Below are 25,253 nucleotides of genomic sequence, written 5' to 3' on the forward strand. Positions count from 1 at the left end.
TAGAACCTCTTTCTTGAGTAAGTATTTATTAAATGATGAACATTAAAGACAATTTGAGTCATATTCACCAGCAGATAGCATATGCGTGCAAACAAGCAAATCGCGATATTGAACAAGTGCAACTGTTGGCTGTAACGAAAACAAAACCTTGTGATTTGATTGAACAGGCGTACTTGGCAGGTCAACGACAGTTTGGTGAAAGCTATGTGCAGGAATCGATTGAAAAAATCGCAGCGCTGGCACATTTGTCTGATATTGAATGGCATTTCATTGGTCCAATTCAATCGAACAAAACTCGCGCAATAGCGACTAATTTTTCATGGGTCCATAGCGTCGACAGGGTCAAAATTGCATCTCGTCTTAATGAACAAAGGTGTGGTCAAGATACCTCGCTCAACATTTGTTTACAAGTCAATATTAGTGATGAAGAGTCAAAATCAGGAGTGAGTGTTGATGAACTTCTTACACTAGCTCAGTATGTTAGTAATTGCGAGAATCTAACACTACGAGGATTGATGGCAATTCCAGATAAAAATGCATCAAAAACTGTGTTTGATCAAATGTTTACCCTTTACCATGACTTGAAAACTAAATATCCAACCATAGATACCTTATCCATGGGTATGTCTAATGATTTATCATTGGCTGTACAATCTGGCTCTACAATGGTGCGAGTAGGCTCCGCTATTTTTGGCCAACGAAATTAATTTGCTACGGCAATAAAGAGAAAAAGATGAGTAAGATTGCATTTATTGGCGCAGGAAACATGAACCGCGCAATTATTATCGGCCTGATCAACAGTGGGGTTACCGCCTCTGATATCATAGTGTCAAACCCGTCCCCTGACAAAAGACTAGCACTTGCAAAAGAGTTTGGCGTTAAACAAACAGCAGACAACATAGAAGCGGCTAAGATTTCTGAATATATTATATTAGGAGTGAAACCGCACTTCATGGTTGAAGTATGCCAGCAACTTGCTGCCACTATCGACATCAGCAAGAAGTGTTTTATCTCGGTAGCCGCTGGTATCACCATCGCACAATTACAACAGGCATTAGGCGAGAAGTTACCCGTGGTTCGCACCATGCCAAATACCCCATCGCAACTTGGCTTAGGAGTTTCTGGACTTTACCCGTCAGCCCAAGTAAATAGTGAACAAAAAGCCTTTGCCGACCAACTGATGAAAGCTGTTGGTATTGTTAAGTGGTTAGATAATGAATCTGATATTGATCATATCACGGCCATATCAGGCTCTGGACCCGCATATTTTTTCTTGTTTATGGAAGCAATGAGCGATGAGGCCAAAAGGCTCGGGTTTAGCGAACAGGATGCTCGACAGTTAGTTCAACAAACGGCATTGGGCGCCGCACAAATGGTGGCCGAAAACGATAGTTCGATTTCACAGTTACGAGAAAACGTCACCTCAAAAGGTGGAACAACACAAGCAGCACTTAAGTCCTTTACCGATGGCGGCTTACCTCAGTTGGTCAGTAAATCAATGCAAGCGGCAATAAGCCGCGCAAAAGAGATGGCACAAGACAACTAGTCAGCCGTTATTTTGTAAGAAGCTGTTCAAATGACTCGATTTTTTACGGTGACTTACCTATTATCGAACCAAGTATTTATTTAGGAGTATTCAATGGAAGTCATCAATTACCTGCTCAAGTTTGTATTTGACGCACTCGTGATGGTGTTAGTTTTGCGCGTATGGTTGCAAATAGTAAAGGCCGATTTTTACAATCCGCTAAGTCAATTTATTGTCAAAGTGAGTAACCCTATGGTTATACCACTGCGTCGTTTTGTTCCAGGTTTTGGCGGCATCGATGTTGCGACGGTGTTACTTGCCTTCTTGTTTTCTGTGCTTGAGTTTATTGTCATTCCTGTCATTAATGGCGGGCCGGTTGATGTTGTTGGTGCGTTGATTATTGGTAGTATGGCGCTTGTTAAACAGGTAGGTTTCTTGCTGTTTATTATCATGTTAGTGATGGCAATTATGAGTTGGGTTGTTCAAGGGTATAACCCGACGATGGCTATTTTCCATCAACTGACCGAGCCCTTCTTGCGCCCAATCCGACGAATAGTGCCTAATATTGGCGGTTTAGATCTGTCGATCTTGGTTGCTTTTTTATTGCTTAATGTGATCAATATTTTCCTTTCAAGTAACTTACCTTATTGGGCAATGCTGTAACGTCTATAAATTCTGAGGGATGGACTATAATAATAGTTATCCCTTCACTTTTGGGAATGACTCATGAGAACACATGTAATGATTAAATGGTTAAGTGTTGCCATCGCCGTATTTGCACTAGCTTTTTCTACAGTTTCTGCTGCAGAAAACATGAAAAAGCTTGGAACCATGAATGTTCACTATATGGCGATGGGAGCGACATTTTTAACCCCTGAAATTGCTAGAGCATATGGTATAGAGCGCAGTAAATACAATGCGCTGATTAATATTTCTGTTTTAGACAACTCAAAACCGAATACCCCGGCGAAATCAGTATCTATATCTGGCACTGCGGAGAATATTACTGGTCAATTTAAGCGTTTAGAATTTGAAGAAGTTAAAGAAGGTAGCGCTATTTATTACCTTGCTCAGCTGAATTATCGGGATAAAGAAACGGTAAAATTCGATATCTCCATTAATGATGGCAATGAGTCACACCAACTTAAATTTTCACAGATATTTTACGTAGAGTAGAATACAGGGTAACCACGTTTGCAAATTTTTGACTCATAAAAACGTTGTTACCCTACAGGCTTAACTAAGCCTGATTGCTTCACCTTCGGTATCAAAAGTATACGAATTTATCGAACAGTCATTGCGCATATCACGCTTGCACTCGATTAAGCAAACGCTGTTTACACCACTTGAACATTTTCTTCCCTAAGGCATTAATTAATAGACCAAACATCACTAAAGTGATGCCTAACCATTGTAGCATTGAGACATTTTCATCCAGAAAAAACATTGCACAAACAAGCCCGACTACTGGCACACCAAGGGTGAGCGGCGCAACTTGACCCGCAGGATAATGCGCCAATAAATAACTCCATAAAGAATAACCAACAATAGAGGCCATAATGGCAAGGTAGAGTAATACGAGCACTGAGCTTAATGAAATATTAACAATACTGGCCCAAATAAGCTCAGGCCCTTCCATGACAACACTCATCAATGCAAACGGAATAATAGCAAACCAAGCAGACCAAACCACTAAACCTAAACCCGCTCGATAGCCTCGTTGATTGATCATCCGATTAATCACGTTACCAAATGCCCACGACAATGCCCCAGCAAGCGTCAACGCGAAGCCTAATCCTGTCATCAGTGTTTGTTGTTGTGATACGCCAATACAATAAAGTCCTAAACCGGCGACTATCATCGAAAGTACTTGGTTAAAGCTAATCGACTCTTTAAGTAAAAAGACCGACAAAACGATAGTAAAAAGCGCTTGAGATTGCAGAACTAATGAAGCAAGCCCAGCTGGCATACCAAAGGCAATTGCCGAGAAAAGAAAAGCAAATTGGCCAAAGCATAAAACAAAGGCGTACATCATCAGCCACTTCAGTGGAATATCAGGCCGTTTAACAAAAAGTGAGCCTAGTACTGCCACCAATAAAAATCGAGCAGCGCCCATCAGTAGTGGCGGCATATCATCGACACCCCAGGCAATAACAACAAAATTAAAGCCCCAGATAAAAATGATGAACAATCCAATCAAGCTATCTTTAAGTGACATCCGTTATCCATGTTTTTTTAATTTACAGTGGCAACTAAATTAGCAAGTTATTTCCCTTGTGGACATATACAGTTTTTCAACTGAAATTCGGTTTTTTGTATATGTTCAACTACCACCACTTACTGTCAGTCGTCCCTACCTCTTAGTGTAGAATAGCGTTATAATGTGCGGCAAATTTTACTAAAAGACCATTCATTGATATGTCGAGCATCGTATTAGCAACGGGCAACCAAGGTAAAGTCAAAGAACTTGCCAATTTACTAGAACAACATCAAATCACCATTGTCCCACAAAGCCAGTTTAATGTTCCTGACATCGCAGAAACAGGCACAACATTCGTTGAAAATGCCATTATTAAAGCCAGACACGCAGCAAAAATTACCGGTATGCCAGCGATTGCTGATGATTCAGGTCTAGAAGTTGATGCCCTTAACGGCGCACCGGGGGTGATTTCAGCTCGATATTCTGGCGAAAATGCAACTGATGCCAACAACAATGAAAAATTACTGGCTGAATTAACCGGCGTTGAACCAGCAAAGCGTACCGCACGCTTTCATTGTGTACTGGTATATATGCGCCATGAACACGATCCTACTCCAGTCATATGCCACGGCGTATGGGAAGGCGCTATCTTGACAGCACCTCAAGGTGAACAAGGGTTTGGCTACGATCCATTATTTTGGGTAGAACAATACCAAAAAACTTCCGCGCAGTTGTCTAGAGAGATTAAAAACCAGTTAAGCCATCGCGCTAAAGCGTTAGCGAAACTCGTACAACATTTTTAGTAGGATTAATTGTGCTTCAGCAACAACCGTTATCACTTTATATCCATATCCCATGGTGCGTACAAAAGTGTCCTTACTGCGACTTTAATTCGCATGCGCTCAAGCATGAGATTCCTGAGCAAGACTATGTTCAGGCGTTGATCAAAGATCTAGATGACGACATTACACGATTTAAACTGACAAACAGACATCTACACAGCGTTTTTATTGGTGGCGGAACACCCAGTTTATTTTCGCCAAGTGCTATACAGTCGCTATTGAGTCAAGTATTTCAACGTTTTGAGGTTAATGACGATATTGAAGTCACCTTAGAAGCTAACCCTGGCACAGTAGAAGCAGATAAATTTACCGGCTTTGCACAAGCTGGCGTGTCAAGGTTATCCATTGGAGTACAAAGTTTCGAGTCAGATAAATTAATAAAGCTTGGCCGCATCCACGACAGCAACCAAGCAATAAACGCTGCGCAGTTAGCAAAGTCTTGCGGCGTTAAAAGTTTTAATTTAGACCTGATGCACGGCCTGCCCAATCAAATGCTCACCAACGCACTGGATGACCTAAGCCAAGCCATCGCGTTAGCGCCGGACCATTTATCTTGGTACCAACTTACCATAGAGCCCAACACGGCTTTTCATTCAAAGCCGCCCAAGTTGCCTCAAGATGAAATTTTGTGGGATATTCAAGAGCAAGGGATCAAGCTATTAGCCGATGCAGGTTATCAACAGTATGAAATTTCCGCTTACAGTAAGCCTAATGTGCAAAGCAAGCATAACTTGAATTATTGGCGCTTTGGCGACTACCTTGGTATTGGCTGTGGTGCTCACGGCAAAATTACCGACTTCAATAGCAATAAAATTTACCGTACAGTAAAAGTTAAGCACCCTAAAGGCTATTTGCAAAAAGATCGCCCTGCCCTCGACCAGCTAAAAACGGTGTTGGCTGAAGAATTACCATTTGAGTTTATGATGAACCAATTGCGTTTAAGAGAATCATTTGATTTAGCACACTTTGAACAAAGTACGGGGCTATCAAAAAACGTGATTTTGGCGAACATAAAATTGGCAGAACAAAAAAAATTGCTCATTGGCAATGATAACCATTGGCAAGTGACCCAGCATGGTCACCGTTACCTTAATGATTTATTGGAGCTGTTTTTATAATGTCCGAAACCACTTTATCAAACGAAGCGCTCACGGCTAAAGAAGCTAAACTAAAAACCAAGCAAGACTTTATTGATAAGTTACTTATGCGTCACGCCATGGGGCTAGCGAAAAAAGCTGAGCAGCACAATGAAATTCCTGTTGGCGCTGTCGTTGTTGCTAATGGGGAAATTATTGGTGAAGGCTTTAACCAGTCAATCATGTTAAACGATCCGTCAGCTCATGCAGAGATGATTGCAATTCGAGAAGCGGGCAAAACACTCGAAAACTACCGTATGCTTGATTGCACTTTGTATGTCACCCTTGAGCCCTGTCCAATGTGTGCAGGCTTGCTTGTTCACAGCCGAATTAAACGCATTGTCTATGGTTGTAAGGATGAGAAAACAGGCGCTGCTGGCAGCGTTTTTAACTTAGTCAACAGTGATAGGCTCAATCACACGATAGATACAACAAGCGGTGTACTCGGCGAAGAATGTTCTGCTATGCTATCAGCGTTTTTCAAGAAAAGGCGTCAAGAGAAAAAACAACTAAAGCAGCAAAAAAAAGCAAGTGCACCAGTTGCCAAATAACGTGATAACAAGACAAAAACCTATGACTAAATTGAGTACCAGTAAAGACGAACAAAAGCTACTTTCTACGTTTAAAGCACTGATCAAGCAAGCAAGTTTTCGTTCGCAAGATGAACTTGCCATGGCGCTGGCAAGAGAGGGTTATGACAACGTTTCTCAATCTAAAGTCTCTAGAATGTTGGCTAAGCTTGGAGCAGTAAAATCTCGAAACATTCATAATGAAGTCGTCTACAGTGTGCCTGATGCGCTGATCGTACCAAAAACGAAACACGCTATTGAAACCATAGTTTTGGGGTTAAAACACAATAATTACCAAATCATTTTAAAAACCGGTACCGGCGGTGCGCCACTGATGGCACGCGTACTTGATACCTTAGAAGAGTCCATTGGTATTATGGGAACAATCGCTGGTGATGACACAGTGTTAATCATCCCTGATGATATAAGTAATATTGAGCAACTTTCTCAAAAGCTCATCGAGATGTTTGAAATTGTGGGTTAATTGTTTTGCTAATAAATAGAATCATTATCTTATTGGCTAGTGCAATAGCTCCCTATAGTTATAGTAGAGCGCCATTCTCTTCTTTGGCTGTGTACCAAAGTCAAAAGTAATTCGGTACACAGTTCCTTTATTGACCGCTTGTATTGCGCTCGCTACTACTGATTTTAGAGCACTAACTGGGTTTTCTAGCAAATTCATTTCCATTATTTGCGCATTCAATTACTGATAACGTATTAATAATATTAAATGAGTTGGCATTATTTTCCGACAATCAAACCACAAAGAAAGCGGTATTATCGGTAAACCTAATTAGTGATCTTCCCCCTAATTTATAGAATTTAGAGCAAAAGTTGGTTGGCGTAATACCAATGCTATGCAAGCTAAAATCGTATTGAGTAACTCATTGTTCCATGTTGTTGCTCGATATAACCATCAGTTAATGGACATGTGCTATGTTATTATTGACAGTACTATGTTTTTTTATATTCAAGATTTGATCGTAGATCCTGATTTTCAACATGGTGGAATTGGTAGTGTACTGATGCAAAATATAGAAGCCTATTTGTCAAAAAATGCACTTAGTGGCGCTACTATTGGATTACTTTCTGCTAAAGACTAAGAAGACTTTTATCGTGTTTTGGTTACTTAGAGCGTACTGGCACATTATTAGGCCTAGGGGTGTGTATATTTGTTTAGCTACAATGATAACGACCAAGCGTGATCCTATTATTTCTATTACTAACCTTATTGTATTAAAGAGACATTCCAACATCAAAGTGGTTTATATGAAATGGACTATTCTATTAACGCTTTTTACCGTGTTAATAGCACGTGTGCCTATACTGAGGTAGGTTATTACGGTGAGAACGTTATCACTACTGCAAGACAGTGTATCATAGAGCTAGAGCGACATTTCTCTGAAACCCAAAAGTTGGGCGAATGTGATTTTCTACAGAGATAAAAAGAGAAGTTAAACACACAATCAATGAGGATTTGCTTTATTATATACTTTCATTGTTCAGTGATAATTAATAAAGGTTATTTTACAAGCTGCGGATCCAAAATCGTATAATTCTATCACTTAAATTAGCGTAAGAGACTGACAATAAAAAGCCTGAAGACTTAGTCACTCAGGCTTTGGTTAAAAAAGGTTTGTCTGCGATTACAAATCTTTCTCTGATTTTCTCTCAGCATTTTTCGCCGCTGTATATTTAATTGAATTCTTCGTCGGTTTAAAGACATTACTGCCTCCTTATTGTCATGCTTTACTTAATGCGAATATCCGAACTAAGTATCACCGTAAATGATATCTACGGAATATTACGTATTTATGACAACACTTGACTAATTAGTCAAGTTTAAGCTTGTAACAATGTTTGTCTCTGTCGGTTTTTTCACTTTGTCATCAAAATATGACAGGGTGTGATAGTAACGGCGGATGTTCTCTACGTAATGCACAGGCTCGTCACCACGAGCGTAACCGTACTTGGTTTTCTTGTAATATTTCTTTTGTTTGAGTAGCGGTAAACGCGACTTTACGTCGACCCAGCGATCAGGATCACCGCCTTGTTGCTGCGTAATAATGCGCGCATCGTTGACATGGCCAAAACCGACATTGTATGAAGCCAGTGCAAACCACATACGATCGGGTTGACCAATACGATCTGGGATCCTATCAATCAAGTTTTTAAAGTATTTTGAGCCACCACTAATACTTTGCTCTGCATCTAACCGACTTTTAACACCCATTTGTTTAGCCGTAGGCAGCGTTAACATCATCATGCCACGTACGCCGGTTCTAGATCTTGCTTTTGGATCCCAATGCGACTCTTGATAACTAATGGCCGCCAACAGCTTCCAATCAATGTCTTCACCATACTTTTCAAACAAGGGTTGATACTTAGGCAATGTCTTATTGATTGCGGAAAGAAAAGCTTGTGTGTCGACGTAATTAAATTTCTCAACGTGACCATAATATTTATCGTCTAGGGCTAATATGCTTCCATCATGATGTGCTTCACCAAAAAACTCGACCATGCTCGCCAGAATAGAATCATCGCCATATTTATTGACCACCCATGACAAAGGCTCTGGTTTTTTTATAGTAAAGCCAATACTAATATCAGGGTAATAACGTCGACTGATAGCAAGTAAATGGCTGTCAACAACGGTGTAATCGATTGTGCCATTGAGTACTTGCAGCAAAAGCTCTTCATTATCAAGTGAAGTATCAGAATGCCACGTTAATTTACCATTTGCTTTTTTGAGGTTTTCTAAATGCTCTTCGTGGCTTGAATTTGCAACCACAACAAAGTTACCGGTTAAATCATCTAGCTTTCTTGGTCGAACGTTGCCTTGCTTAAAAACAAGTTTTTGACTGATAACATCATAGCTCGGAGAAAAGTCATACTTTTTAAGGCGCTTGTCAGTGACTGACAACCCTGCCGCAAGGAAGTCTACGTCATGATTATCTAAATGGGTAAACAACTCATCCAAGTTGTAACTGGGGTAAACTTTTATCTCGACACCTAAATACTCTGCATATTTCCTCGCCAGCTCATATTCAAAGCCTGCGGGCCCTTCGGCATCAATATAGTAAGAGTTGGCGCCATAAAGCGTTCCGACCGTTAAATATCCACGGTCGATGATACGTTGCAAACTTGCAGGCTCAGACTGAAATTTACAGCCAGTGAGTACCAAAACTCCCATCGCAAAAATAATGCTAAAAACGGGGTGCAAGTACTTAGTTTTCTTATTAGTTTTATTAAAAATAATGCTCATACATCTTCATTGTGTCTTGAATCAAAAATTTGATAAAGCTTTTTTTAAGTATAGTGAAAATATTTGTCTAATTTGGCTGATATCAGACATTCATTAACGTCTAATTTTCCTGACCATTTGAACAACTTTATCTGATTGTTAAACCTATGATAAAAGATGGTTTGCAGGCGATCTTTTTACTTATCAAAACCGAGTATTTCAACTATAATACGCGCGATTTTTTCCCCTAATAAAATTTACTGGTGTGTAAACAAATGGCGATGTTGATCCAAACCCTTCGAGGCGCTCCGGCACTTTCTGAATTTCGTACTAAAAAACTACTTTCACAATGTGCTGAACTTGGCCTTCCTGTTAATGATATTTATGCGGAGTTTACTCACTTTGCACACGTATCTGCAGAGCTAACTGATCATGAATCAGATGTTCTAGCCAAGTTACTAACCTATGGGCCGACCATAGAAGAGCATGAACCTGCTGGCACATTGCTACTCGTCACCCCTCGCCCTGGCACTATTTCGCCGTGGTCTTCTAAATCAACCGATATTGCTCATAACTGTGGTTTAGACAAAGTTGTCCGCTTAGAGCGTGGTATTGCCTATTATGTGCAAGCAGACACGCTATCAGCCGAACAAGAACAACAAGTGAATAACTTAATTCACGATCGTATGATGGAATCAGTATTTGCTGAATTTAACGACGCTGCGGCATTATTTGCCACTGCTGAGCCCGGTGAATTTACTTCAGTTGACGTATTATCGGGTGGTCGTGAGGCACTGGTAAATGCCAATATTGAAATGGGCTTGGCATTAGCTGACGATGAAATTACTTACTTAGCGGAAAACTTCGCTAAATTGGGGCGCAACCCACACGACATTGAACTTTACATGTTTGCACAAGCCAACTCAGAGCATTGTCGTCATAAAATCTTCAATGCCGATTGGACCATTGACGGTGTTAAGCAACCAAAATCATTATTTAAGATGATCCGTAACACCCATGAAGTGAACCCAGACTACGTTTTATCTGCATATAAAGATAATGCCGCCGTCATGGTTGGCTCAGAAGGCGGACGTTTTTTCGCAGACCCAGATTCTCAAGAATACGCTTATCATCATGAAGACATTCAAATTCTAATGAAAGTTGAAACCCACAATCACCCTACTGCAATCTCGCCATATCCAGGGGCTGCAACAGGCTCAGGTGGTGAAATCCGTGATGAAGGTGCAACGGGTGTTGGTTCAAAACCAAAAGCAGGTTTAGTTGGTTTCTCTGTATCTAATTTACGAATCCCAGGTTTTGAACAACCATGGGAAACAGATTTTGGCAAACCAGGCCGCATTGTTAATGCCCTTGATATCATGACCGAAGGCCCGTTAGGCGGCGCAGCATTTAACAATGAATTTGGTCGCCCTGCGATCACTGGTTATTTCCGTACCTACGAAGAAAAAGTGAACTCGTTTAACGGCGAAGAAGTACGTGGTTACCACAAGCCAATCATGATCGCTGGTGGTTTAGGTAACATTCGAGATGAACACGTACAAAAAGGTGAAATTAACGTTGGCGCCAACTTAATTGTATTAGGTGGTCCAGCTATGAACATTGGTCTTGGTGGCGGCGCTGCCTCATCAATGGCTTCTGGCCAGTCTGCTGAAAACTTGGATTTCGCCTCTGTGCAACGGGAAAACCCAGAAATGGAACGTCGTTGTCAGGAAGTTATTGACCGTTGTTGGCAACTAGGTGAAGACAACCCTATTCTATTTATTCACGATGTTGGCGCAGGTGGTTTATCAAACGCTTTTCCTGAGTTGGTGTCTGATGGTGGCCGTGGTGGTAATTTTGAACTACGAAATGTCCCGAATGACGAGCGCAGTATGGCACCACACGAAATTTGGTGTAACGAATCACAAGAACGCTACGTAATGGCGGTATCTGATGAGCAATTGCCGGTTTTTGAAGCAATCTGTCAACGTGAACGTGCGCCATTTGCTGTCGTAGGTAAAGCAACTGAAGAAGAACACTTGACCGTAACTGATGAGCATTTTGCTGGCTCGGAAAAAGATACGCCAATCGATTTACCTTTGGATGTCTTATTGGGTAAAACACCTAAAATTATTAAAGACGTTAAATCAGTTAAAGAAACGGGTAAAACATTAGACCTAAGCAATGTATCGGTTAAAGAAGCAGCAGACCGTTTACTACGATTACCTACCATTGCCGAGAAAACATTCCTTATCACCATTGGCGATCGCTCTGTAACCGGCATGGTTAATCGCGATCAAATGGTTGGACCATGGCAAGTACCAGTGGCTGACTGCGGCGTTACTGCGGCCGCGCTTGATTCATATCACGGTGAGGCGATGTCGATGGGTGAACGAACACCTGTTGCCTTATTAAATTATGGCGCCTCTGCACGATTAGCTGTAGCAGAGTCACTGACTAACATCGCCGGAACAGATATTGGTGATTTAAATCGTATCAAGCTTTCTGCTAACTGGATGTCACCAGCAGGCCACCCAGGTGAAGATGCAGGTTTGTATGAAGCAGTCAAAGCCGTCGGTGAGGAGTTATGTCCAGCACTAGGCCTTACTATTCCTGTCGGCAAAGACTCGATGTCAATGAAAACACAATGGAATGAAGACGGTGAAGAGAAGTCCGTAACCTCTCCAATGTCATTGGTTATCACTGCCTTTGGACGTGTTGAAGACATTAGAAAAACTGTAACGCCAGAATTAAGGACGACGGATAAAGACGGCTCAGCATTAGAAAGCCGCATCGTTGCAATTGACCTATCAAACGGTAAAAACCGTTTAGGTGGCTCTTGTTTAGCACAAGTTTATAAACAACTGGGTAAAGAAACACCTGATGTTGATAACGCAGAGCAATTGAAAGGCTTCTTTAACGCTATGCAAACACTTGTCCGCGAAGAGAAGTTAGTTGCGTACCATGATCGCAGTGACGGCGGTTTGTTTACAGCTATCACGGAAATGGCCTTTGCCGGTCATACCGGTATAGACGTTGATCTAAGTAAGCTAAACGGTAGTGATTTAGAAGTCATGTTCCATGAAGAGCTTGGCGCTGTGATTCAAATTCGTGAATCAGACGTTGATGCCATTCATGCCATTTTCGAACAACATGGTATTTTGGCGCTTTGCACTGACGTAGCCCGCTTAAACAACGACGACATGATTCGCTTCACTCGTGATGGTGACACAGTACTTGAAAATTCTCGTACTTATTTCCGTACGGTTTGGGCTGAAACAACATTGAAAATGCAGGCATTACGTGATAACCCAGCGTGTGCCCAAGAAGAATTTGATGTTAAATTTGATACTGAAGATCCAGGGCTTAATGCAGAATTAACATTTGACCTTAACGAAGATATCGTTAGTGATTTAATCATTAAAGACGCCGAAAATGAAACTAACCCTCGCGTTGCCATTTTGAGAGAACAAGGGGTTAACTCCCATGTTGAAATGGCCGCAGCTTTTGACCGAGCAGGTTTTATCGCCATTGATGTTCACATGTCAGACATCCTAGCGGGTCGCGTTGATTTGGCTAACTTCCAAGGCCTTGTAGCTTGTGGTGGCTTCTCATACGGTGACGTATTAGGCGCTGGCGAAGGTTGGGCAAAATCAATCTTATTTAACGCTAAAGCAAAAACAATGTTCAAATCATTCTTCCATCGTGAAGACACCTTTTCATTAGGGGTGTGTAATGGTTGTCAGATGTTGTCTAACTTAAAAGAGATTATCCCTGGCTCAGACGCTTGGCCACGTTTTGTTCAAAATGAATCAGAGCGTTTTGAAGCACGTTTCTCGTTAGTAGAAATTCAAGAAAGCCCGTCAATATTCTTTAAAGGTATGGAAGGCTCTCGCATGCCTATTGCGGTTTCACACGGTGAAGGTCGTGCTGAGTTTGCCTCAGAAGAAGCTATTGGTGCTGCAAACGATTCTGGTACAGTCTCTATGCGTTATGTCAATAACTACGGTGACGTAACCGAGACTTACCCGGCGAACCCGAATGGCTCACCAGACGGTATCACATCACTGACGACCACCGATGGTCGTGTAACGATTATGATGCCACATCCAGAACGTGTCTTTAGAACAGTAGCTAACTCATGGCACCCTGACGAATGGTTGGAAGATTCACCGTGGGTACGCATGTTCAGAAACGCTCGTAAATTTATCGGTTAATAGCTAGCGAATATTTACACTCGTTTGCCTGTTTAAAAGCCTGTCAGTGACAGGCTTTTTTATTTCTCTTGATCATGAGAAATAAAAAAGCCAGCATTATTCGCTGGCTTTACTTTGATGTGCATATAAATATTGAATTTTATTTTGCTACTTTTACACGAATCCTGTTTTTAGCCACTCGAGTTTCATGCAAAGCAGATAACGCTGATTTGGCTTCTTCATCATTTGGCATTTCGACAAAGCCGAATCCTTTGGATTTTCCCGTTTCTTGGTCTAACACCAATGAGCACTCAGTGACAGTGCCATGCTCGGAAAAAAGTATACGAATCTCTTGCTCGGTAGTGGTGCGTGACAGATTGCGAACTAATAATTTCATAGTAATTTAATATTAATGAGGTATTGGGGGTGATTATCTCAAGTTAGTGGCAATAGACCAAGCTATTTTACTATGGCGAAAATTCAAAGTCACATGAAGCACAAATCACTGACTGCACTAGCAATTCATTTCAGAGCCATAGCTTCCTAAACGAGCAATTCACTGCTGCATTTACAAAGTTTATCGACAATAAATGTATAAAAGTGTCAAAGCCCCTTTCATTGTAACCACAAAACTAACTACACAAAATCAATGACTTAAAAATATTTAAAGCAATTAAAATGGCACCGAACGTTAAGTGCATCATGCTTTGAAACTATTTATACAAAACTATACAGCAATAGAAATCTTGCTTGGGCAGAATACTTATACAAACTGTTACTAAGGAAACAATCATGAAAAACTTTAAATCAACTATTCTGCTCACTGCTATATGTTCAAGCCTACTATTGAGTGCATGTTCAAATACAGGCTCTGCTCATCGTCCTATTGTCGATGGAGGTGATTTGACACATTACGAAACTGATCTATCACAGTGCCAAAGCGTTGCAGAGCAACGTGGTTATATAAACGCTGATACAAAAACAGATATGGCGATTGGTGCTGCAGCTGGTGCAATTGCTGGCGCGGCTGACAGTGGCGAAGACATCATCATAGGCGCAGTAGCAGGTGCAGCTATAGGCGCAGCTGGAGGAAGCTACAAAGCAAAAGATGAGCAAAAATTCATTGTCATTAAGTGCATGCAAAACAGAGGCTATAATGTTGTAGAAGCTACCTCACCAAGGTAGTTTCTACAACAGAAATCCAAAGGTTAAATGTTAATTCGTTATCTATTGGGCAAGGATACAGGCCAGTTTAATATAAAGCTGGCTCCTCCTAACTTTGCACGGCTAATACGTACATGACCGTGATGTAATTCTATCAAGCGTTTAACCATAGCAAGCCCCAAACCAATACCACCTGATTTTCGATCTCGACTTTGATCAAGTCGCACAAAAGGTTCAAACAAGGATTGCCATTGCTCGTTGGGGATCCCTTCACCGTCATCGTTTACACAAAGTACGACATCATTTTTATCATGATGAACATCTATCTCAATTGTGTTATTTGTATACCTAACCGCATTCCGCACAAGGTTATCCACTATACGTATCATGCTCTCTTTATCAAACATACAAATAATTTGGCCGTTGGCAGGTAAACTTTGTTGATTGATAGCAAAGCTTAAATGTGGCTCCGTTTGAGCAAATTTTGCGACCACTTCGTTAACAACGTCAATGAAATTTGATTGTTTGAAGATAAGCTCAGGGTTTTCTCGGTCAAACTTAGCGTAAACCAATAATTCATCGACAAGGCTGTCCAATTCTTCAATGTTTTCTTCCATAGTATCTAGATATTGATGAGTGAGCGCCTTATCCTCTTCATCGCGTATAATTTCCATCGCGAATCGCATGCGCGCAATAGGCGTGCGTAATTCGTGGGATACAGCGTGCGATAACTCCTTATGAGACTTAATCAAACGCTGAATACGATCAGCCATAGAATTAAAGCGATCAACAAGTTGAGTTAGAGGTTTCGATACTTGCTTATTGGCGCGAACAGAAAAGTCACCTTTACCAAATGCCGTTGCAGCTTTCGTTAATGACATTAAACCGTTTGATATTGGCCACGCCCAAATAAATACAATAAAGGCAAGTCCTATAAAAAACACCAATACATAAATAACGTCTGACTGGACGACTGGCTCAGTATAAATAGGCCCAAGAACCATCACCTGTTCGCTACCTGCCTGAAGCCTAAAAAACCAACTCTCTCCTTTTAAATCATCAAATACCGTGACAATACCGCCGGCACGCAAAAAGGTTTTCTGGTTTAGCTCTAGTGAAACTTCTACGTTTTCTTCAAAGTCAGAAAGTTCACTCAGGTTGATTAACGCGATAGGATAGCCAAAAGATGTTGATAAAGCTTCAATATGCTGGTTATGATTTGATACAGGGTGACGTTTTAATTCCGCATCAAGTAAAAAGAAAGTGCCCCTATGTAAGGCAAGATCGCTGGTTAATTGTTTTTCTGATGGCGTGTTATTGTATAGCTTATCAATACTCCAACCTAAGCCAACAAAGGTTAAAATCAATAAAAGGTACAATCTAAAAAATAAACTCTTCACAACTGAATTTCTCGCCTTTTAAGACCAAGCATCAGAGACAAACAAATAACCCTTTTTCCAAACCGTTTTAATTTTTTGAGGTTTTGCAGAATCATCACCCAATTTTTTGCGTAAACGTGACACAAGCATATCAACGGTTCGGTCTAATCCGTCATAACCAAAACCACGTAAATTGTTAAGCAAATCGTCGCGGCTTAGTATTTGATCTGCGTGTGAAGCAAATTGATAGAGCAATTCAAGTTCATTAGTGGTTAATTCTACCAATTCATTGCCTAAATGTACTTCTTGTTTATTCTTACTTACTTTCAAATGACCACAAATAATTTCAGCCGATGATTTGTTATTATCTTCTTTTGAGCTCGACAAAGTAGAGCGGCGAAGTGTCGCATTGACTTTGGCAAGCAATAAACGAGGCTTCACTGGCTTACAAATATAATCATCCGCGCCTACTTCTAGGCCAACAATTTGATCAATATCATCCGTTCTAGCAGTTAACATCAATATTGGCGTTTCTAGCTGTGGCCTTAATTCGCGACAAATATCTAAGCCATTTTTACCTGGCAGCATAATATCTAAAATGATTAAGTCAGGTTTTTCTTTCAATATTCGCTCGACGGCAAAGTCACCATGCCCTTCAACTGAAATTTTAAAGCCTTGGCGTTCAAAATAATCACTTACCAAAGTAGCTAAGCTTTCATCATCTTCAACTAGAAATACATGTCCTTGATTCAGATTCATCAATGTTAGATTCCCTATCTATTTTTTCAAAACTCAAAAAACAGTAGCACTTTCGTGCTACTGTTTTTATGTGCTGTTGTCCTATAGTACAATTAAAAGCGTTTGCTGACATAAAGAGCGACACTTTTTTCGAAAACATTATCCGCTTTGTAACCATTTTCTATGGCATCAAAGTCAGAATAATTTATAGCTACTCCTAAATCGACTGACTTTGAATAAGCATAATTTACACCGATAGTACCTGCATTTGCCGAACTATCGCTAAAATCATGCAAATCGCTATATGTATAGTTCGCAAATACGCTGACATCATTGTAAACATTTTGTTGAACTCCAATTGAATAACGGATTTCATAGCGATTATCTCGAACTTCCTCATCCCAATGCACATATTCTGTTGAGAACAACACCGCGGTGTCCTTTGATAATACATATTTACCTGTGATATCAAATCCAATGCCATCGGTATCGTCGGCGCCCTTTACTTCTAGTGAGCCCGCATAGTGAATACTTGTGCTTAGCTCTAAGCCATAACCATTACTTGGACGATCTAACAATTGATAAGTCAATCCTCCAAATCCTAATGTTAGATTGTCAGTAATTCCGTAGGCTATTCCTGGCAATATCTGCCATTTTTTATCGTCATCTGATTGTTCACCATATACGGCGCCAGCAAACAAATTAAACTCGCCATCGGCTAATGTCAAAGGACGAACAATTAAATTTTGCGGTGTAGTTTGTGCTGCTAATGTGGTTGCTGAAAGACAAAGTAAAGCGGCTGTTGTAAATATTTTTTTCATAATTTTCCCTTAAACAAATATAAGTTGAGTGACTTGTTAAAGGGAAGTTTATAAGTGAACACTGTCTTAATCTTTAATGCTTGTGTCGTAATCTGTCGAGTAAATGTAAAAAACTATATTACATGTCAAAATCTATGTAAGGGATAGGATTTTAGAAGCTTGATGAAAGAAAAATATCACATTTACATGGATATTATTATGCTGTGTTCTAGAACTTAAAAATACATTTACAACATTGAATAGTAACTCAACGATGGACATCTTGTTGTTTACTCACTTAGAAAATTCTAAAGAAACTACGGCGACGTTTCGCTCTTATTCGTTGTTCTAATGTACCAATTACATTGATTGTCGCTTGTCCTATGGTGTGATCATTTTGATATGCCCTTAATTCAAACGTAAGCCTTTTATCTGATTGAAATGTTAGGACATGACTGCCTGACCAGCTATCTCGCCAACATTGTAGTGGTAGCTCAATACCTTGCTCAAACAAGCAATAATGCCCAGCTGTAGGCATTTCCCAAATGATGGCAGCTTTCATTTCGCATAAATAGGAACCTTTACTTAGTTCGCATACATTTGGGCTAGCAATCAGTAGAGGCTCTTTCATCTTCAGCGTAGCGTCCGTTGTTTCATTATTCGCGACGGCTTGAGGGTGCATAAACATCACAGCAGCAATGGCGATGAGGCGTTTCTTTAGCGCATATCTATTATTTAAAATGCCCATAACACTCCAACACTCAAGTTGTAGGTATTTTTGCGATTTTCAACAAAAGGACTGTTATGGATCTCGTCACTGACATATGAATAGCTTGTCGACGCGACGATTGACCAATTATCACTCATTGGACGTTCAAGGTATAACCTAGCCGTCGCTAACCAAGAGCTATTTGCCTCATAAACGGAACGGAAGCTAGTGACTTCGTCTGGAGCAACGCCAAAGTAATAATTAGTGGTGTTACTATCGAGGTAAGTAAATGAAAGTCCGGGAACAAACATGACATAACGCGTAAAAATTGGTCGGGCAACTTCAATGCTACCAATAGTTCCATCATGTTTAGATAAGCCGTCATGCAATAGTTTCACCCTAAAATCATATGTCTTTAGAATACCAAAGTACTCAAGTCCAACCTCCATTGATTGCTCGCGTTTATTAATGCCATCAAGCAAATTGCCATGCTCTTGCTCTTCTTCTGAAATATCATAAAACAATGACTCAGCAATAAGGTTTAATTGACGAGACTCATCCTTATATAGGTTGTAACCAATTGTTAAAGGACGTCCTGAAAGTGGAGAGAGTTCAGCAAAAAACTTATCAAAATAAATACCACCAGACACGATAGCTGATAACGAAGTTTCTTTGTCGTAGTCAGTTAAGCTAGGAATAAGGCTTTTTTGGTAAAACGCTATTGCGCCTAAATCAAATTCCCAATGTAAGCCGCTACTTTCTTGAAGTGCATTCTCTGCTTGTGCTTGCTGTTTTGGTACAACTTGTTCTTTTGATTCAGCTTGTTTGGCAGACGATAAAGCAGAAAAGCTAAATAACGATAAGTAGACAATAACTCGTAATACGTAATTCATAAGTTCCCAGTATATTGTGCGTTGTTTTATAGAAATTTTCCCTAAACGGGTGCACAAGCTAAATTGTAAGGCGTGAAGTAATATTTTGCTAGGACGTTTTTAGCCGAGGTCTATGCGTGATTGACATAATATTAACGTTAAACTTAGCGTTTGATGTTGAGAAGAAGCGCTTTTTTGAGATGGTACCGTTGAATTGTCCGCTTTATTCGAAAAGACTAAAGCGCACTAGCTGCACTTTTCATATGATTATTTACACTTTTCACTGTTTTCAAGATTGCATTATTTACCTATGCTCAGTTTATCGTTGACCAGTAGGAGTTAAAACATGAGTACAATTTTCGGGGTTGCAGTCTCTCCCTTCGTTAGAAAAGCAATATTGGCGCACGCATACAAAGGTGTTCAATTTGAGATAAAAATGTTGCCACCAGGTGATGAAGATGCAGAGTTTAGACAAGCCAGTCCACTAGGAAAAATACCCGGATATAAAACAGATAACGGCGCACTTTTCTCCGACTCTTCCGTGATTATTGCCTATTTAGAAAAAGTACATGCTGAAAACCCACTTTATCCTGAAAATCCTGAGTCTCTTGCCAGAGCACTTTGGTTCGAAGAATATGCTGATAGTAAGCTAGCAGAGGCTTGTAATGCTTTATATTTTCAGTTGATTGTTGGTCCTAAATTTTTCGGCCACAGTCCAGATGAAAACAGAATTATTGAAATTCGAAAACAACTCCTCCCCGAGACATTTAATTATCTCAACAGTCAAATGTCTGCTGGGCAATGGCTTATTGACAATGAGTTTTCTGTTGCAGATATCGCCGTAGGAGCATTCCTTATTAACTTAGAGCATGCTCAATATGAAATAGACTCTTCCAGCTATCGCAATCTTGCTGACTTTTATCAGCGATTCGTGGCTTTTGAATTTGTGCAAGCCCAGCTCAACATAGAAAAAGGCATCCTGTTTAACTAAGCCAGCACAGTTCAACCTAACGGTGTTGTCAAAAACACCGACTTAGGCAGTAACAAAAAGCGCCCTGTGGCGCTTTTTTCAATAATGCAGCATGATCAGAATATTATGGTTGGGTAGGTATACACTGATAAGCAATCACTATTGAGCTAAAAAAGCCTACGCCCCACACCAAAGAGCGCATAAGTCCATAATCTAATAAATACATAATGTTATAAAGCACGCGAGCAACAACATGTACAATCGCCAGTTGTGTAACCAGTACTGAACTGTTGCCCGTTGCGACCGCTAATAAAACGGCCGGCGCAAAAAAAATCAGTGACTCAAAGGCATTCTGGTGCGCAGCTAACGCTCTAGCGCCAAATCCTGTTAACTTGGCTTGCTGAGCTCTAGGGTGATTATTGTCATACCCTCCAGCATTATTCATTGCGATCGCCACCGGTATTTTGGCAACAATCGGTAGTACCATGGCAATGAATAAACAAATAATTAATATCGTCATATCACTCCTTTATCTTTTTCTAAGTAACTTTATTGAATTCTTTTATACAGTAATTTCAATGATTAAAGCAATTTACGGCAACGGAAGTTCACTGAAACAAGAGCTCTGTAACAACTTTGATAATTCACTTATTTAACCAAAATGACAAAATCCACACCCTAAGAGCATCTTCGTGCTGCAATAAGTCACCTAATGACTCATTCGAATTCGTCAAATAATGTCACATTCTTGTTCTACATCATAATAACAACTGAAAAAACCTCTTGATTACAAACCTTTACAAACCGTTAACCATTTCAACCTAGAATATTTTGTTACTTTAGTGTAACACCCTGTTGTGCTTAGTTTTTTTATTGTTATGCTCTCGTTCTAATTGTAAAAACATGAACTCACATGCAAACAATAATAAATGATAAATTGAAGCAGTTTTTAGCTATTGTTGACAATGATATGGGCCTAGCCACTGAGCTGGCAGGCATCTTTTGTGAAACAATACCGCCACTACTTATTGAAATTAGGCTAGATTTCGAACAAAAAAACTTGCTTCCATTTACTCAAAAAATGCACAAGCTCAAAGGTACTGTTGGATACACCGGTTTTACAAACGAGTTTACCTACATCAGTAATCTGGAGAAAAACGCCAAGCTCAATTCCGTTTTTCCTTCTTCTCCTGAATTACGAATTATGGAAAACAAAGTCAGAGGCATTATTGAATTATTCCATAAACACATCCAGTCAAAACCGACGGCAAAGAGACGGGTTGCTGTTAGCTGCATCTAACACACCGATGTAAAATAAGTAGTAATCAAAGCACGCGAATCAAGTGCCAACTAAGGTGATTTTATGCTGAATAGCATTCTTTTGGTTGATCATGACGAAACAACCTCTGCAATTTTGAAACAAAAATTTCAACTTAAAGGTTATAATGTAAATCAGTTATCGAACAGCCAAAACGTCATTCAATATATTCGTCAGCACAACCCAGAATGCATTATACTCGAAGTTGGTTTGCCAGATATTGATGGCATAGAATTATGTAAAATCATCAAGCCCTATACTGATTCCCCTATCGTTTTTCATACAAGTTGCAATAATGATCGGGATGAAATACGTGCATTGCAAGCTGGCGCTGACGATTATGTAGCCAAGAGTAAGCGCTTTGAAGTATTGCTTAAGCGCATCCAGCGCTTAATAGTTAACACCTCCCATAAACAAGAAGAATTTAGACTCGGCTTGTTCAACCTGAATAAGGCAAACTTTCACTGCAGTTATAATGATAAAAAAATTCCACTATCAAGTGATGAGTTCGAGCTGCTACATTTCTTTCTAAAACATAATAATACCTTAATCGGCAGAGAAGAACTTTTTCGCTCGCTAAAAAACAAAGAGTATGATGGAAAAAGTCGAAGTTTTGATACCTGTATCTTTAGACTACAAAACAAGTTAAAGAACGCTAACATCAATGAAAACTTATTTACCTGTGTAAGAGGTAAAGGATACATACTGGATATAGATAAGTTGACCCATGCAGACGCTGCGACCGTTTAAACGTTTTAACATAGGTCGAGCGAACTATGGATATTAGTAAGAAACTATTGCTATGGATAGGCATAACAACCATCGCGCTTTTTATGGCGACTATAATATATATAGCAAGTTTATCAGCGAAAACGACAAAAATACAAACTTATGAACAAGCGACGTCGTTGGCAAAATACCATGGCATAAATTTACAACGAAACATCCATCACAGTTTAGGAATATTAAACGCGCTTAATGCCATGATGACCAGTGGCGTGATTAATAATAAACCTAACAGAGAACATATCAATAATACGTTAAATAAAATCATAAAGAATAATACTAATGACTATATGGGCATATGGACCTTATGGGAGCCTAATGCCTTTGATGGTAAAGATCTTCAATTCCAAAATGCCCCTTTTCACGATAGCACAGGCCGACTTAACGCGTACTGGTATTGGCACAATGATATTTTAGTACACGAAAACAACACCAACTGGGAGGGAGCAACTTGGTACAACCTGCCCAAGTTGCACAAGAAACCCGTACTACTCGATCCCTACACTTACCTTGTCTCAGGCCAAGAGGTTTCATTGCTAAGCCTTGCTTCGCCACTGTACATTAATGACAAGTTCGTTGGCGCAGTCGGTATTGATTTTAATATTCAGCAGATAAGGTCTTATGTAGAAAATATACGCATCATGAAAGATAGCCCGGTGGCATTGCTGTCAAATGATGCAAGCTATATTGCAGGAAACTCCGTCCCACAACTCAGCAAAACCGCCCAACAGCATATCAAAACAGGTACCGAATACGTTGAGGTGTTGTGGGATAAATCTAGCCAAGACAACATTCACATCATATACACGCCAATAAATATCATAGGTGCTGATTTGTCTTGGTCTTTAGTGTTTTCTGTACCGGAAAAATTGCTCTACGCCTCTACATTAAAATTTACACAATACACATTACTATTAAGCCTTTGTTCTATATCTATGATCATGTTGATTTGTGTCTTTATTATCCGACGTCTGCTATCTAAACCAATAGCAAGATTAGAAACGGCAGTAGAAAATGTCAGCGATGGTAATTTCGAAGTTGAAGTTGAAGTTAAATCAGAAGATGAACTCGCTAAGCTCTCATTAGCATTTAACGAGATGATCAAAAATTTGAAAATGACAACCGAGAAATTAAATGTATCAGAGCAAAATTCGCAACGCTTAAATATTAGCCTAGAGCGTAAAGTAGAAGAAAGAACCGCGAACCTTAAACTTGCTAACAAGCTATTAGCAACAGAAAAAACCAGGGCAGAACAAAGTAACCGTGCTAAAAGCCACTTCTTGGCAAACATGAGCCATGAAATAAGAACCCCATTAAATGGCATCATTGGTGCGCATCATATAATGAAAGACTCTGCCCTGACGCCAGAGCAATACGCGCTTGTCGACGATTCGCTAACGTCGGCCCATTCTCTTTTGGCTATCCTTAATGATATTTTAGACTTCTCAATAATTGAAGCCAACAAGCTTTCACTAAATGAAAAAGCTGTTGACTTAGAAACCGCCATTCAGCAGGTATTAAACTTGACCGCTTTAAGTGCAGGTAATCAAGAGCTAGGTTATAACGTTGTGCTTTCAAATAACTTGCCGAAACAAATTAAGATCGACTCACTAAGGTTAATCCAAATTTTATTGAATTTGCTGTCAAATGCGATCAAGTTTACCCCACAAGGTAGTGTCTCCTTAACCGTCGATATCATCCCTCCCCTTAAGTCCTCCCCTCCTCAATTAATTTTCACGGTAGAGGATACAGGAATAGGTATTTCTTCAGAACAAGCGGCCCAACTATTTGAACCTTTTGAACAAGCTGAGCCACATTCGTCCCGACGATATGGTGGAGCAGGGTTAGGACTGGCTATATCTAAAAACCTAGCTGAAAAAATGGGCGGCAATATCAACCTATGCTCAATATTAGGGAAAGGTTCAATATTTACGCTGACCTTACCTTGTATTACGACCGATAACAGGAGAATATCTGATAGTCAGGATATTGATAGTTCAATAAGCGACTTATTAATTGGCTCACAATATTTTAGCCAAAACTTAACAAAACTTTTTAGACAAATAGGGCAAGATATAAACCTACTCAACGCCACTGATTTAAGCGAAAAACCGAGTAAACGTCATCGATTATTCATCGATAAGAAAGCAATAGAACAACTTACTGAACAGCAAGTAGCACAAATAAACACGCGTTATCAATACATATTTAAAATTACCGCACCAAAGAATAACAAACAGGATGATGACAATCATCACAATAAACTAATCAAGGTAACTAAGCGATTAAACTGGCCTTTGTTACCACACAAATTGAAAGCTTGTTTTAGTGTAGACAATGGAGTTAAAGAGACAAACACGATAAAGCCGTTATCACCGCCCCCCCTCTTGCTCTCTCCTTATAAGATATTACTGGCCGATGATATGTTACTGAACCGAAAATTGCTTGAGCGCATGCTGCAAAAGTACGGCGCAACAATCGACTCTGTTGAGAATGGAGTTGAGGTACTTACCGCAATGGAAGCACAAGATTACGACATAGTGCTAATGGATTTACACATGCCAGAAATGGACGGTTTTGAAGCAACAAAGATCATCAAATCTCGACCCGAGTATAATCATATTCCCGTGATTGCGCTTACGGCCGATGTCCTTGATAGTGCTAAACAGAGCTGCCATGACATCGGCATGAACGGGTTTGTTGCCAAGCCATTTAACCCCAAAATATTAGTTAAGGTAATGCTAGATACACTGCAAAAAAACGCAATGAAATAATAAAGTTATCGACAATCAACAAGTTGTGTAG

Annotated in this window: 24 protein-coding genes; 15 read left to right on the forward strand and 9 right to left on the reverse strand. The window is 40.0% G+C overall.

Annotation, left to right across the window (positions count from 1 at the left end):
* The first annotated feature begins 32 nt into the window (after positions 1-32).
* The 4 genes from QUE03_RS13480 (at position 33) to QUE03_RS13495 (ending at position 2,701) form a co-directional block, all read left to right on the forward strand.
* A complete protein-coding gene (locus QUE03_RS13480) occupies positions 33-707 on the forward strand; it encodes a YggS family pyridoxal phosphate-dependent enzyme (RefSeq protein ID WP_286262303.1) in 675 nt (224 codons plus the stop codon).
* 26 nt (positions 708-733) lie between these two features.
* Positions 734-1,546 carry a pyrroline-5-carboxylate reductase gene (gene proC / locus QUE03_RS13485; protein WP_286262305.1) on the forward strand — a complete coding sequence of 271 codons (813 nt, stop codon included), beginning with the start codon at positions 734-736 and terminating at the stop codon, positions 1,544-1,546.
* A gap of 93 nt (positions 1,547-1,639) precedes the next feature.
* Positions 1,640-2,188: a YggT family protein gene (locus QUE03_RS13490; RefSeq protein WP_286262307.1), complete on the forward strand. Its 549-nt coding sequence runs from the start codon at positions 1,640-1,642 to the stop codon at positions 2,186-2,188.
* 63 nt (positions 2,189-2,251) lie between these two features.
* Positions 2,252-2,701, forward strand: a complete 450-nt coding sequence (locus QUE03_RS13495; protein ID WP_286262309.1) for a DUF4426 domain-containing protein — start codon at positions 2,252-2,254, stop codon at positions 2,699-2,701.
* Between the two features lie 130 nt (positions 2,702-2,831).
* Here QUE03_RS13495 and QUE03_RS13500 read toward each other — a convergent pair whose 3' ends face one another.
* Positions 2,832-3,743: an EamA family transporter gene (locus QUE03_RS13500; protein WP_286262311.1), complete on the reverse strand. Its 912-nt coding sequence runs from the start codon at positions 3,741-3,743 to the stop codon at positions 2,832-2,834.
* A 200-nt stretch (positions 3,744-3,943) separates the two neighbouring features.
* Here QUE03_RS13500 and QUE03_RS13505 point away from each other — a divergent pair, with 200 nt between their 5' ends.
* The 5 genes from QUE03_RS13505 (at position 3,944) to QUE03_RS13525 (ending at position 7,375) form a co-directional block, all read left to right on the forward strand.
* Complete coding sequence (locus QUE03_RS13505; RefSeq protein ID WP_286262313.1) at positions 3,944-4,528, forward strand: XTP/dITP diphosphatase; 585 nt, start codon at positions 3,944-3,946, stop codon at positions 4,526-4,528.
* A gap of 8 nt (positions 4,529-4,536) precedes the next feature.
* The gene (gene hemW, locus QUE03_RS13510; protein WP_434020200.1) at positions 4,537-5,685 is read left to right on the forward strand and encodes a radical SAM family heme chaperone HemW; all 1,149 of its coding nucleotides are present in this window, start codon (positions 4,537-4,539) and stop codon (positions 5,683-5,685) included.
* Positions 5,685-6,254 carry a tRNA adenosine(34) deaminase TadA gene (gene tadA / locus QUE03_RS13515; protein WP_286262317.1) on the forward strand — a complete coding sequence of 190 codons (570 nt, stop codon included), beginning with the start codon at positions 5,685-5,687 and terminating at the stop codon, positions 6,252-6,254. Before hemW ends, tadA begins: the two co-directional genes overlap by 1 nt.
* Positions 6,255-6,276: 22 nt before the next feature.
* Positions 6,277-6,756, forward strand: a complete 480-nt coding sequence (locus QUE03_RS13520; RefSeq protein WP_286262319.1) for an arginine repressor — start codon at positions 6,277-6,279, stop codon at positions 6,754-6,756.
* A gap of 373 nt (positions 6,757-7,129) precedes the next feature.
* Entirely contained in the window at positions 7,130-7,375 is a 246-nt protein-coding gene (locus QUE03_RS13525) for a GNAT family N-acetyltransferase (RefSeq protein ID WP_286262323.1), read from the forward strand.
* Positions 7,376-8,100: 725 nt separating this feature from the next.
* On the opposite strand, the gene mltF is transcribed toward QUE03_RS13525, so the two are convergent.
* On the reverse strand, positions 8,101-9,537 hold the full coding sequence (mltF, locus tag QUE03_RS13530) for a membrane-bound lytic murein transglycosylase MltF (RefSeq protein WP_286262326.1): 1,437 nt from the start codon (positions 9,535-9,537) through the stop codon (positions 8,101-8,103).
* Positions 9,538-9,791: 254 nt separating this feature from the next.
* Between mltF and purL the strand changes: the two genes are divergently transcribed.
* Complete coding sequence (gene purL, locus QUE03_RS13535; RefSeq protein ID WP_434019778.1) at positions 9,792-13,733, forward strand: phosphoribosylformylglycinamidine synthase; 3,942 nt, start codon at positions 9,792-9,794, stop codon at positions 13,731-13,733.
* A gap of 139 nt (positions 13,734-13,872) precedes the next feature.
* Here the strand turns inward: purL and QUE03_RS13540 are convergent, their stop codons facing one another.
* Positions 13,873-14,109 (reverse strand): RNA recognition motif domain-containing protein, encoded by a 237-nt coding sequence (locus QUE03_RS13540; protein ID WP_286262329.1) that lies wholly within the window; start codon positions 14,107-14,109, stop codon positions 13,873-13,875.
* A 395-nt stretch (positions 14,110-14,504) separates the two neighbouring features.
* Between QUE03_RS13540 and QUE03_RS13545 the strand changes: the two genes are divergently transcribed.
* On the forward strand, positions 14,505-14,897 hold the full coding sequence (locus tag QUE03_RS13545; RefSeq protein ID WP_286262331.1) for a glycine zipper domain-containing protein: 393 nt from the start codon (positions 14,505-14,507) through the stop codon (positions 14,895-14,897).
* A gap of 38 nt (positions 14,898-14,935) precedes the next feature.
* Here QUE03_RS13545 and QUE03_RS13550 read toward each other — a convergent pair whose 3' ends face one another.
* From QUE03_RS13550 to QUE03_RS13570, 5 genes are all read right to left on the reverse strand, one after another.
* A complete protein-coding gene (locus QUE03_RS13550; protein ID WP_286262332.1) occupies positions 14,936-16,276 on the reverse strand; it encodes an ATP-binding protein in 1,341 nt (446 codons plus the stop codon).
* Positions 16,277-16,294: 18 nt separating this feature from the next.
* Positions 16,295-17,014 carry a response regulator gene (locus QUE03_RS13555; RefSeq protein ID WP_286267858.1) on the reverse strand — a complete coding sequence of 240 codons (720 nt, stop codon included), beginning with the start codon at positions 17,012-17,014 and terminating at the stop codon, positions 16,295-16,297.
* A 92-nt stretch (positions 17,015-17,106) separates the two neighbouring features.
* Positions 17,107-17,814, reverse strand: coding sequence for a TonB-dependent receptor (locus QUE03_RS13560; protein ID WP_286262334.1), 708 nt, complete (start codon positions 17,812-17,814; stop codon positions 17,107-17,109).
* Between the two features lie 277 nt (positions 17,815-18,091).
* Positions 18,092-18,541 carry a DUF3019 domain-containing protein gene (locus QUE03_RS13565; RefSeq protein ID WP_286262336.1) on the reverse strand — a complete coding sequence of 150 codons (450 nt, stop codon included), beginning with the start codon at positions 18,539-18,541 and terminating at the stop codon, positions 18,092-18,094.
* Entirely contained in the window at positions 18,529-19,395 is an 867-nt protein-coding gene (locus QUE03_RS13570; protein ID WP_286262338.1) for a MipA/OmpV family protein, read from the reverse strand. Before QUE03_RS13570 ends, QUE03_RS13565 begins: the two co-directional genes overlap by 13 nt.
* Positions 19,396-19,720: 325 nt before the next feature.
* Between QUE03_RS13570 and QUE03_RS13575 the strand changes: the two genes are divergently transcribed.
* Positions 19,721-20,365 carry a glutathione S-transferase family protein gene (locus QUE03_RS13575; RefSeq protein ID WP_286262340.1) on the forward strand — a complete coding sequence of 215 codons (645 nt, stop codon included), beginning with the start codon at positions 19,721-19,723 and terminating at the stop codon, positions 20,363-20,365.
* A gap of 103 nt (positions 20,366-20,468) precedes the next feature.
* Here the strand turns inward: QUE03_RS13575 and QUE03_RS13580 are convergent, their stop codons facing one another.
* Positions 20,469-20,864 (reverse strand): MAPEG family protein, encoded by a 396-nt coding sequence (locus QUE03_RS13580; RefSeq protein ID WP_286262342.1) that lies wholly within the window; start codon positions 20,862-20,864, stop codon positions 20,469-20,471.
* A gap of 393 nt (positions 20,865-21,257) precedes the next feature.
* Between QUE03_RS13580 and QUE03_RS13585 the strand changes: the two genes are divergently transcribed.
* The 3 genes from QUE03_RS13585 to QUE03_RS13595 all read left to right on the forward strand — a co-directional run bounded on the left by QUE03_RS13585 (position 21,258) and on the right by QUE03_RS13595 (position 25,222).
* Complete coding sequence (locus QUE03_RS13585; RefSeq protein WP_286262344.1) at positions 21,258-21,644, forward strand: hypothetical protein; 387 nt, start codon at positions 21,258-21,260, stop codon at positions 21,642-21,644.
* 63 nt (positions 21,645-21,707) lie between these two features.
* Positions 21,708-22,412: a response regulator transcription factor gene (locus QUE03_RS13590; protein ID WP_286262346.1), complete on the forward strand. Its 705-nt coding sequence runs from the start codon at positions 21,708-21,710 to the stop codon at positions 22,410-22,412.
* 26 nt (positions 22,413-22,438) lie between these two features.
* Positions 22,439-25,222 (forward strand): ATP-binding protein, encoded by a 2,784-nt coding sequence (locus QUE03_RS13595; protein WP_286262348.1) that lies wholly within the window; start codon positions 22,439-22,441, stop codon positions 25,220-25,222.
* Positions 25,223-25,253 lie beyond the last annotated feature (31 nt).

The sequence above is a fragment of the Thalassotalea atypica genome (assembly GCF_030295975.1).
GTDB classification, from domain to species: Bacteria; Pseudomonadota; Gammaproteobacteria; order Enterobacterales; family Alteromonadaceae; genus Thalassotalea_F; species Thalassotalea_F atypica.